We start from the raw sequence: 10,861 nt of genomic DNA, 5'->3' as shown, positions 1-10,861 counted from the left end.
CACATCTATTTTTTCATATCTTTTATCCAATCAACTTTAATACTTCTCCGGCAATAATCTCATCTGCCTGTGGCAATGCCATTTTAGCCAGGTTTGTCGAGAGTTGCTCACTTTGTGTTTTATTGTTCAACAAGGCTAAGGCCTCTTTAACCAGGGTATCTTCTGCAGCGCGATCGTTAATTAAAATCGCAGCTCCTTTTTTTACCAGGGCCATTGCATTTTTGGTCTGATGATCTTCTGCCACATTTGGTGAAGGCACCAGAATTACCGGTTTGGCAATGAGGCAAAGCTCAGCAATGGTTCCGGCTCCAGCCCGCGAGATAATTACATCTGCAGCGGCATAAGCCAGGTCCATTTTATTTAAAAACTCCAGGATCCGAACATTAGGATGATAGTCTTCCCCTAACCGCTCAATAATCCCCTTGTAGTAATATTTACCAGTTTGCCAGATTACCTGCACATCCTGCGCAATAATTTCGGGCAAATGTTTTTCAATTGCTTTATTCAGTGTACCGGCCCCCAAACTTCCACCAGTAACCATAATGGTTTTCTTTAAAGGATCGAGCTTTAGCAGTTCGGCACCGGCATGGTGTTTTCCTTTAATATCTACCACTTCCTGACGTACAGGATTACCGGTTTTTAAAATCCTGTCTGCAGGAAAAAACTGGTCCATGTGATCAAAAGCAACACAAATTTTAGCCGCTTTTCTACCCAACCATTTATTGGTAACGCCGGCATAAGAATTCTGTTCCTGTATGAGGGATGGAATTCCTTTGAGCGACGCGGCATACAATAAAGGTCCGGAAGCATAACCACCAACCCCTACTACTGCATCAGGTTTAAAATCATTAATGATTTGGATCGCCCTGCGTACGCTGCCGATTACCTTAAATGGAAGCGCCAGATTTTTCACAATCGAGCCCCGCTGCATCCCACTAATGTTTAAACCAATTATTTTATATCCTGCCGCAGGAACTTTTTCCATTTCCATCCGGCCTGTTGCACCCACAAACAAAATTTCACAGGCGGGCACCAAGCGTTTGAGCGCATTGGCTATGGCTACGGCGGGAAAAATGTGCCCGCCGGTGCCACCACCTGATATGATAATTTTTGGGGAATTATTCATTTACTGTTTAATCATATTTTTAACCGCAAAGCGCGCAAAGTTTTTCGCAAAGCACGCTAAGTATATTTTAACCACCGAGTGCACTGAGCTTTCACAAAGGGCACTGAGTTTTATTTTTAACCACAAAGCGCACAAAGTTTTCGCAAAGCACGCTAAGTATATTTTAACTTTTGTTCGCTAAACAGATTGCTTCGTCATTCTTCCTCGCAATGACGATCTATCTATTTAAGCTATCGCTGGAATCTCGCCTACGATGATTTTATTATTTGTTTTTTCTTCTTTCGAAGTCAGTTTTGCATTTTCTTCCACATCACGGCTTACACTCAAAATAATACCAAAGGCCACACTGGTAAAAATCATTGAGGTCCCCCCCATACTAACCAGTGGAAGCGGAACCCCTGTTACAGGCCCCAAACCAACTGCTACAGCCATATTGGCAAAAGCCTGAATGGTGAGGCTAAAGCTCAGCCCGGCTGCGAGCAGCGCTCCAAATGCCTTGGGGGCCCGCGTTACGATCTTGATACATCGGTATAAAAGCACCAGGTATAGTATCATAATAACAATTCCTCCCAGTGTTCCCCATTCTTCAATAATAATGGCGAAAATAAAATCGGAATACGGGTGTGGCAGGAAGTTGCGCTGTGTACTATTACCTGGTCCTTTACCAAAAACACCACCAGTAGCCAGGGCAATTTTTGCCTGATCTGCCTGGAAAGTTTTATCTGAATGCTGCATTTCGGGGTGCATAAACGAGTTTATACGCGACATGTAGGTTTTCCTTCTTGGACCTAAAAAGAAAACAAACATTAACAGGATAAAGCCGCCAGCACATACTATGGCAATCTGCTTAATACTGATCCTTCCGATAATTAACAGCAAAATACTTACACCAAACAACATCAATGCTGTAGAGAGGTTGGCTAGTGCAATTAACACAAACACTACACAAACCGATCCCATAATTGGTATAAATGATTCTTTTACATCTTTAATATTTTCTTGTTTTTTGGTGAGCATCCGCGCCAAAAATGTAATTAATGCAAGCTTAGCCAAATCGGAAGTTTGAAACGTTAAACCGATTACCGGGATTTTCACCCAGCGCGATGCATCGTTTAAGTTGGTTCCGAATATCAGCGTATAAAACAGCAAAGGAATGGTTACAATCATCAACACCTTCGAAATACCGGCATAATAGCGGTAATCGAGCAGGTGGGCGATATAAATCATACCTATACCCATCAACACAAAAATCAGGTGCTTGGTCAGCAAAAGCTTTTCAACAGCTTCGCCTTTTTTATACGCTAAAGTTCCCGTTGCACTGTACACCGCCATTACAGATATAAGCGAAAGCAGGATGATGATCAACCAGATCCACCTGTCGCCTTTTGTTTTATCAAGTAGTGCCTGCAACATAACTGAGTCTCCTATTATAATTCTCTAACTGCCGCTTTAAACTGGTTACCGCGGTCTTCATAATTTTTAAACAAATCAAAACTTGCACAAGCTGGTGAGAGCAAAACCGTATCACCACGCTTAGCCAGATGGAATGCGATCTGCGCAGCCTCATCAGCCGAAAAAGTATTTACTATCACGTCTACATCGTCTTCAAAAGCATCGTGTATACGTTTGTTGTCCTTACCCAAACAAACTATAGCCTTAACCTTGCTTTTTACCAAATCTTTAAGCATGTTGTAGTCGTTGCCTTTATCAACACCCCCCATAATAAGCACCACATCGCTGGTCATGCTTTCTAAAGCGTACCATGTAGAGTTTACATTGGTAGCTTTACTATCGTTGATAAAATCGATTCCAGAAATTTTGGCTACATGCTCGAGGCGATGTTCAATGTTTTTGAAATTACCCATGCTTTCGCGGATAGAATCATTTCTTAACTCTAAAACTTTAGCAACAATGCCAGAAGCCATAGAATTATAAACGTTGTGCTTGCCCTGTAAGGCTAAATCTGAAATAGACATGGTTAATTGATTATTTGGTTCAGTAAGGATATGTATAGTTGTTTCTTCTAAATAAGCGCCTGTTTCAACCGGTTTAACAATTGAAAAAGGATAGGTTTTGGCAAGAGGTTGAGCAATAGCTATAGCTTTTAAACTTTCCTCATCATCTGCACAGTAAATGAAAACATCATTAGCTGTCTGGTTTTGGGTAATGCGCATTTTTGATGCTGCATAGTTCTCCATTTTATAATCGTAGCGATCTAAATGATCGGGTGTGATATTCAATAAAACCGCAATATCTGCCTTGAACTGAAACATATCATCGAGCATGAAACTCGAAATTTCCAGCACATAATAATCATAATGATCTGTAGCTACCTGCGCTGCAAAGCTCTGCCCGATGTTTCCTGCCAGGCCTACGTTCAAACCTGCATTTTTTAGAATGTGGTAGGTTAGTAAACTGGTGGTCGATTTTCCGTTAGAACCTGTAATACAAATGGTTTTAGCATTGGTATAGCGTTTGGCAAACTCGATTTCCGAAATCACCGGTATGCCCTGAGCAACCAATTTTTTTACAATTGGCGCTGTAGGTGGAATTCCCGGGCTTTTAATCACCTCTGCAGCATTCAGAATCAATTCTTCAGTATGCTTTTCAGATTCGAATGGAACACCCATTTTTTCAAGAGCAGCTTTATACTTATCGGTAATTACGCCAAAATCGGAAACAAATACCTCAAAACCTTTGGCTTGCGCCAGCTTTGCAGCACCAACGCCACTTTCGCCGGCACCAAGAATAACCACACGGCCCTGCCCGGTCATTGCTGACGTAGTATTGCTTGATGTGATATTACTTGTGCTCATTTTTATCTTTTTAGTATTAAGTAATTAGTATCAGGTATCAAGACACCATCTCACCTTCACTACTTTTTATTTTTTTAATCTTTATGTCTTCAGACCTCCGACTTTCCGACTTCGGTCTTTTTTATTACCTGAAACACCTGGGGCATTCAAGTATATTTTTTTCGTTATTTAATCAACCTCTAAACCTTCCACCTTAAACTACCTTAGCTTAAGTGTTACAATGGTCATAATGGCCAGCAGTATTCCAATGATCCAGAAGCGGGTAACAATTTTTGCTTCGTGATATCCCTTTTTCTGATAATGGTGATGTAAAGGCGACATCAGGAAAATCCGGCGTCCTTCTCCAAACTTTTTCTTGGTGTATTTGAAGTAAGAAACCTGCATAATTACCGACACCAACTCTACCAGGAATACGCCGCATAAAATCGGGATCAACAGCTCTTTACGGATCATGAGTGCGAAAGCTGCAATAATCCCTCCTATGGCTAAACTTCCGGTATCGCCCATAAAAATCTGAGCGGGATAAGAGTTGTACCAAAGGAAACCCACGCATGCCCCAACAAATGCACCTGCAAAAATCATCAGCTCGGCCGAATTGGGAATGTACATGATGTTCAGGTAATCGGCCATGATGGTATTACCCGAAACATAAGCCAGAATACCCAGCGTTATACCAATAACAGCAGAAGTACCCGTTGCAAGCCCGTCTATACCATCAGTAATGTTAGCACCGTTCGAAACCGCCGTGATAATAAATACGGTAAAGGCAAGAAAAATGATAAAAGCATATTTCTGATAATCGCCACCTAAAAACTTAAGCACTTTCGCATAATCGAACTCATTGTTCTTATAAAAAGGCATATTGGTTTTACTCGATTTTACATCCTGCGTATAGTAAAATGTCTCACCTTTCTGACGCAGCACCATCGGCACCGAGGAGGTATTTTTAACATTATCCTGAACAGTTTCACGCACCACAATATTCGGATGGAAATACATGGTGGTACCCACGATTAATCCCAAACCAACCTGCCCCACTACTTTGAAACGGCCGGCCAAACCTTCCTTATTCTTTTTGAAAACCTTGATATAATCGTCCAAAAAGCCAATTGCCCCCATCCAGATGGTGGTAATAATCATCAGGATGACATAGATATTGGAAATATTGGCAAAAAGCAATGTAGGGATTAAAATACCCAGCAAAATGATGATACCACCCATTGTTGGCGTACCTTGCTTTTGCATCTGGCCTTCCAGACCTAAATTCCTTACGGTTTCGCCAACCTGCTTTTTCTGCAGATAATCAATTAACCTGCGGCCATATACCGTAGTAATAATCAGCGACAAGATGATGGATACCGAAGCACGGAAGGTAATGTATTGAAACAACCTCAATCCGGGAATGTCGTAATGCTTATGCAGGTATTCGAATAATAAATATAACATTAGCTGATTGGGTTTAATTGTTCAAGTAAAATCTCTTTATCATCGAAATGATTTCTAACACCGTTTATTTCCTGGTATTTTTCATGTCCCTTTCCGGCAATTAAAATAATATCGCCTGGCTGAGCCAAATGACAAGCTGTTTTAATGGCTTCTTTTCTATCTAAAATGGATAATGTTTTACGCTTATTGCTTGGCGATACGCCGGCTTCCATTTCGCTAATAATGGTTTGCGGATCCTCAGTACGGGGGTTATCGGAAGTAAGAATCACTTTATCACTCCAATCACAAGCCACCTGTGCCATCACCGGACGTTTCGTTTTATCGCGGTCGCCACCACAGCCAATTACCGTAATCACCTGCTCGGTACCTTTGCGGATATTGGCAATGGTGCTCAGCACATTCTGCACAGCATCTGGTGTATGCGCATAATCCACAATACCAATAATCTTATCTGGTGAGGTGATATAATCAAAACGGCCTTCAGCTCCAGACAAGCTACTTAAAAGCGTCAATACTTTTAATTTATCCTGTTCCATCAAAACAGCGGTACCGTACACTGCAAGTAAGTTATAAGCATTAAAAGAGCCAACCAGTTTAAAGTAAACATCCTCGTTATCGATATCCAGGTGCAAACCGCTAAACTGATTTTCGATAATTTTAGCTTTGAAATCAGCCAACTGCTTAAGCGCATACGTTTTTTTATGTGCTTTTGTATTCTGCAACATCACCATACCGTTTTTATCATCGGTATTGGTTAATGCAAAGGCTGATTTAGGCAAGCCATCAAAAAATGCTTTCTTAGCTTTGAGGTAACTATCAAAAGTTTTATGAAAATCTAAGTGATCATGTGTGATATTCGAGAATACCCCACCTGCAAAAGTTAAACCCTCAATCCTGTGCTGGGCCACTGCGTGCGAGCTTACCTCCATAAAGCAGTAATCGCAACCCGCGTTTACCATATCCCTTAAAAGCTGGTTAAGTGCAATTGGGTTTGGTGTAGTATGCGTAGCAGGCACCACGGTATCATTGATGTAATTTTCAACCGTTGATAATAATCCAGTTTTATACCCCAGCGCTTTAAATAGCTTAAATAAAATGGTTGCAATGGTGGTTTTTCCGTTTGTGCCGGTAATCCCTACAAGCTTTAAGTCTGCAGAAGGATTGCCGAAATAATTACCAGCCATAACACCCAAAGCAACCGAAGTATTATCTACTTTAATGTAGCTAACTTCTGCATTTGGATTTTCGGGCAGGTTTTCGCAAACAATCACGGTAGCTCCCTGGGCAATAGTCTGATCGATAAACTGATGCCCATCGGCCAGTGTACCTACTACTGCAAAGAAAACATCACCTTTACCTACCTTACGCGAATCGAAATTCAGCGCATTGATTTCCCTATCGGTTTTACCAACCAATTCTTTAATCGTTACACCGTAAAGTAAATCTTGTAATTGCATTTTATTTATTTTTTAGTATTCAGTATCGAGTATCAAGACCTTCAGCCTTTCCACCCTCCGCCTTCTACCTTAATTCAACTCTATTTGTACACCTAACCCTTTGCCCACTTTTGTACCAGCAGCTATCGACTGACTGATTACTTTGCCTGATCCAAAAACCTTTGTTTTCAATCCCGCATTTCCTAAAAGATACAAGGCATCTTTAAGTCCCATTCCCGCTACGTTTGGCATTACCCCTTTACGCTCGTTATTCTCCTGAAAAATGGTTCCAGCGCTGGTATCTATTATATTGTAGTATTCAGATTTCGAAGCAAAAAGCGGCTTAAACCCAAATGCTTTATATACTTTTTGTGTGGCTTTGCTCTGCCCTGCTTTTGTTGGCGGCGTACCGGTATTACCTACTAATCGCGTTGGCACATCATTATACATCTGCATATCGCTGGCATAAATGCGGTCGGCAATTTCCCTAAATACTGGTCCTGACACCGTAGCGCCATAATAGCCTCCCTGTGGATCGTTAATTACCACAATCATCGAATATTTTGGCTTATCTGCAGGAAAATACCCTACGAAAGATGCTTGATATTGTTTTTTTGCTTTATAACCCTTATTCGCATCAGCTACCTGCGCTGTACCGGTTTTACCTGCAATCGGATATAGCGGATTGTAAACGATCTGCTTTCCACTACCTTCGGTTACCACCCCTTCAAGCATTTTCTTTACTTTGCTTAAAGTAACATCCGAACAGATTTTATCATTTACTACCCTGGCCTTAAACTGCTCAATCGGATTACCCAGCCTTCTGATCTCTTTTACGAAAATCGGCGCTATCATTTTACCATTGTTAGCCACCGCATTATACAGGGTCAGCATTTTTAATGGTGTCAAATTCATTTCATAACCATAAGCCATTTGAGGCAGGGTCATGTTTTTGTTCCAGCTTCTATTCGCTTTTATATTTTTAATCACCGGCGTTGCCTCTCCTGGAATTTGCAGATCCATTTTTTTGTTCAACTGCCAATCATACAGGTGATCGGTAAATTTCATCGGATCGCTACCGTAGTGCATATTGATCAGCTTTGCAATTGCAGCATTAGAAGAGGTTTCGAAGGCTTTTTTTGCGGTAACCGTTTCAATTTTAGGGTGCGAATCTGTAATCAGCTTGCCAGGAATCTGGTAGTACCCTGTTCCAATCATGGTATTGGTATCAATCAGCTTATCTTCCAAGAGTGCCATGTAAGAGGCCAGCTTAAAAGTCGAACCCGGATCCTGGTTACCTGCAATGGCATAATTAAACTTCTCTTTGTAAACACCTTCTTCTACTTTAGAGAAATTGGCTACTGCCCTGATTTCGCCTGTTGCCACTTCCATTAAAATCACTGTACCGTGATCGGCCTGCGATTTAATCAACTGCTTTTCTAAGGCACTTTGTGCCAAATCCTGCATATTCACATCGATGGTAGAAATAATATCAGCTCCATCTTTTGGTGCAACTTCCGCCTCTTCATTCACCGGAATATAAACCCCACCAGCGATACGCTGCATGAGCCTTTTTCCGGTTTCACCGTTGATATATTCTTTATAAGCACCTTCTAAACCTACCCCGTTAGCCACATTCTCGTTTTTATAACCAATTGTACGGGCCGCTAAAGCCTGAAAAGGAAGGATGCGTTTATTTTGCTGCACAGCTATTAAACCACCACTGAACTTACCGATATTATAAAGCGGAAAAGTCCTGATCGTTTTCAGATCGGCATATCCCACTTTACGATGGATTAATAAATAACGCGCACTATCCTGACGGCCTTTACGCAGGTAACGCGCATATTCCTTTGCTGTTTTATCCTGAAAAATCTGCGCCAGTTTATAACCCAGCGAATCTACTTTTTCGTTAAATACTTTATCTTCTGCAATACCACCGGCAAACATATCCATACGCAACTCGTACTCCGGAATTGAAGTAGCCAGCAAACTGCCATCATTAGAATAAATATTACCACGGGTTGCCTCCACGCTCACATATCGTGTAGAAAGACTATCTGCCATAGCTTTCCATTTTTTCCCCTGTACAAACTGCACCTGACCGAGGCGTAAAAACACCGCGAAAGCAAAAAGCACAATTAAGCCAAATGCCAGATATACACGAAGCAAGATGTTTGCTCTAATATTCATCGCTTTTAACAATTATTTTTTTTGGTGGTTCAATCAGTTCTTTTATCCCCAAAGTATCAACCTTTTTAGCTACTTCCGTCAGTTTACTTTTAAACATCAGGTCGGCCTTTAGCGATTTATACTCCCATCGCAATTCTTTTACTTCTTTATTTAACTTATCAATCCGGCGCACATTGTTTACCGCAAAATGGCTATTGGCAATGTAAACCATCCCCAGAAAGGCCAAAAAACACAAATAAGGCAAAGCATCAGTTGCCGCCTCTTTACTTACTAATCCATCATTAAAAAGTTTGCTGATAAAGGAATTACTATCCATCTTCTCTTCAGCAGTTTTTGGCTTTTTGGGCGCAGCTTTTAACTCCGGCTCAGGTCCAGCTTCCTCTTCTTCTATCTCCTCTCTAAACCTGTTCATATTTTTTCTGCAATTCTTAATTTCGCACTACGAGCCCGATTGTTTCTTGCAATCTCCTCGTCAGTGGCTACAATCGCTTTACGCGTGATTACATTAAATGGCTTCTGCTGGTTCCCGAAGAAATCTTTCTCTACCTCACCCTGAAACTTCCCTTTGGCCATAAAGTTTTTTACTGGCCTGTCTTCCAGGGAATGATAAGACATCACCACCAAATGACCACCAGGTTTCAACACCTCAGCTGCTTGCTGTAAAAAATCTTCAAGCACCTGAATTTCTGCGTTCACTTCTATCCTGAGCGCCTGAAAAACCTGCGCCAGGTATTTATTTTCTTTTCCTTTAGGAATATTGGCCGATATAGCCGACTTTAAGCTATCGATATCAGTAAAGGGCTTCTCTAAACGTGCAGTAACAACAGCACGAGCCAAAGACTTCGCATTTTTCACCTCACCATAAATCCCAAAAATTTTATGCAGCTTATCTTCTGTATAGGTATTGAGAATCTCGGCAGCAGTTAAATTACGGTGCTGATCCATGCGCATATCCAAATCCGCATTATGACGAATCGAGAAGCCACGCTCAGGCACATCAAACTGATGAGAAGAAACCCCTAGATCAGCCAGAATACCATCTACCTGCCTGAAACCTTTTAAACGCAGGTTATTTTTCAGGAAACCGAAATTCTGATCAATGAACACGAAACGATCATCAGCAGGAATATTGGCCTGCGCATCCGGATCCTGATCAAAAGCAATTAAAGTACCCTTCGGCCCCAAGTGCTTTAAAATCTCCCGAGAATGACCGCCGCCACCAAAAGTAACATCCACATACACCCCATCTGGCTTAATATTTAAGCCGTCAATACATGGCTGCAGCATTACAGGCACATGGTAATTATTCTCCATCCGAGCCTCCTTTCTTATCGCCCATTACTTTTTGAGCCAGACTGGCAAAATCGGCCGGCACATCATCAAAAATATCTTCATAAGATTTTTTATCCCAAACCTCGATACGATCTAACTGGCAAGCCAAAACCAGATCACTACCGATACCCGCATACTCAACCAAAGATTTCGGCAACAGCACACGACCAGCAGCATCAAGCGAAAGCTCAGTTGCCCCACGCGTAAAAGCCCTTACAAAGGCACGGTTTTCCTGATCGTAAATATTAAGCTTGGCAAGATCGGCTACAACAGCGTCCCAAACATTTTTAGGATAGATAACCAAATTTTTCTCAAAACCACGGTTAATTATGAGCCCATCATTCTCGGCATTAGGCAATTGTTTCTTAAGCGCAGCAGGCACCATAAGGCGACCTTTTGCGTCAAGTTTACAATCAAATTCTCCTAAAAGTTGGGTCATAGTGGTATCTACACTTTTTATCTAGTGTAAAAGTAAAGAGTTCTACCACTTTTTACCACTTTTTACCACAAAA

9 protein-coding genes are annotated in these 10,861 nt (G+C 41.4%); all 9 read right to left on the bottom strand.

What is annotated here, in order from left to right; all coding sequences use genetic code 11:
- Nucleotides 1-22 precede the first annotated feature (22 nt).
- Nucleotides 23-1,126 carry an undecaprenyldiphospho-muramoylpentapeptide beta-N-acetylglucosaminyltransferase gene (gene murG, locus BLR37_RS16805; protein WP_090770549.1) on the bottom strand — a complete coding sequence of 368 codons (1,104 nt, stop codon included), beginning with the start codon at nt 1,124-1,126 and terminating at the stop codon, nt 23-25.
- 225 nt (nt 1,127-1,351) lie between these two features.
- Nucleotides 1,352-2,539: an FtsW/RodA/SpoVE family cell cycle protein gene (locus BLR37_RS16800; protein ID WP_208599673.1), complete on the bottom strand. Its 1,188-nt coding sequence runs from the start codon at nt 2,537-2,539 to the stop codon at nt 1,352-1,354.
- A 14-nt stretch (nt 2,540-2,553) separates the two neighbouring features.
- A complete protein-coding gene (gene murD / locus BLR37_RS16795; protein ID WP_090770547.1) occupies nt 2,554-3,942 on the bottom strand; it encodes a UDP-N-acetylmuramoyl-L-alanine--D-glutamate ligase in 1,389 nt (462 codons plus the stop codon).
- A 198-nt stretch (nt 3,943-4,140) separates the two neighbouring features.
- Nucleotides 4,141-5,388 (bottom strand): phospho-N-acetylmuramoyl-pentapeptide-transferase, encoded by a 1,248-nt coding sequence (mraY, locus tag BLR37_RS16790; RefSeq protein WP_039473413.1) that lies wholly within the window; start codon nt 5,386-5,388, stop codon nt 4,141-4,143.
- Nucleotides 5,388-6,845 (bottom strand): UDP-N-acetylmuramoyl-L-alanyl-D-glutamate--2,6-diaminopimelate ligase, encoded by a 1,458-nt coding sequence (locus tag BLR37_RS16785; RefSeq protein WP_090770545.1) that lies wholly within the window; start codon nt 6,843-6,845, stop codon nt 5,388-5,390. The genes mraY and BLR37_RS16785 overlap by 1 nt, the downstream gene beginning before the upstream one ends.
- 69 nt (nt 6,846-6,914) lie before the next feature.
- Nucleotides 6,915-9,017, bottom strand: a complete 2,103-nt coding sequence (locus BLR37_RS16780; RefSeq protein ID WP_090770544.1) for a penicillin-binding protein — start codon at nt 9,015-9,017, stop codon at nt 6,915-6,917.
- On the bottom strand, nt 9,007-9,429 hold the full coding sequence (locus tag BLR37_RS16775; protein WP_090770542.1) for an FtsL-like putative cell division protein: 423 nt from the start codon (nt 9,427-9,429) through the stop codon (nt 9,007-9,009). Before BLR37_RS16775 ends, BLR37_RS16780 begins: the two co-directional genes overlap by 11 nt.
- Nucleotides 9,426-10,331, bottom strand: coding sequence for a 16S rRNA (cytosine(1402)-N(4))-methyltransferase RsmH (gene rsmH, locus BLR37_RS16770; protein WP_090770540.1), 906 nt, complete (start codon nt 10,329-10,331; stop codon nt 9,426-9,428). The genes BLR37_RS16775 and rsmH overlap by 4 nt, the downstream gene beginning before the upstream one ends.
- Nucleotides 10,321-10,788, bottom strand: coding sequence for a division/cell wall cluster transcriptional repressor MraZ (mraZ, locus tag BLR37_RS16765; RefSeq protein ID WP_090770538.1), 468 nt, complete (start codon nt 10,786-10,788; stop codon nt 10,321-10,323). Before mraZ ends, rsmH begins: the two co-directional genes overlap by 11 nt.
- Between the last annotated feature and the right edge of the window lie 73 nt (nt 10,789-10,861).

This window comes from Pedobacter soli (genome assembly GCF_900101435.1).
Lineage (GTDB): Bacteria > Bacteroidota > Bacteroidia > Sphingobacteriales > Sphingobacteriaceae > Pedobacter > Pedobacter soli.
Note: the sequence above shows the minus strand (reverse complement) of the source record. Positions and strands in the feature narration are given on the sequence as shown.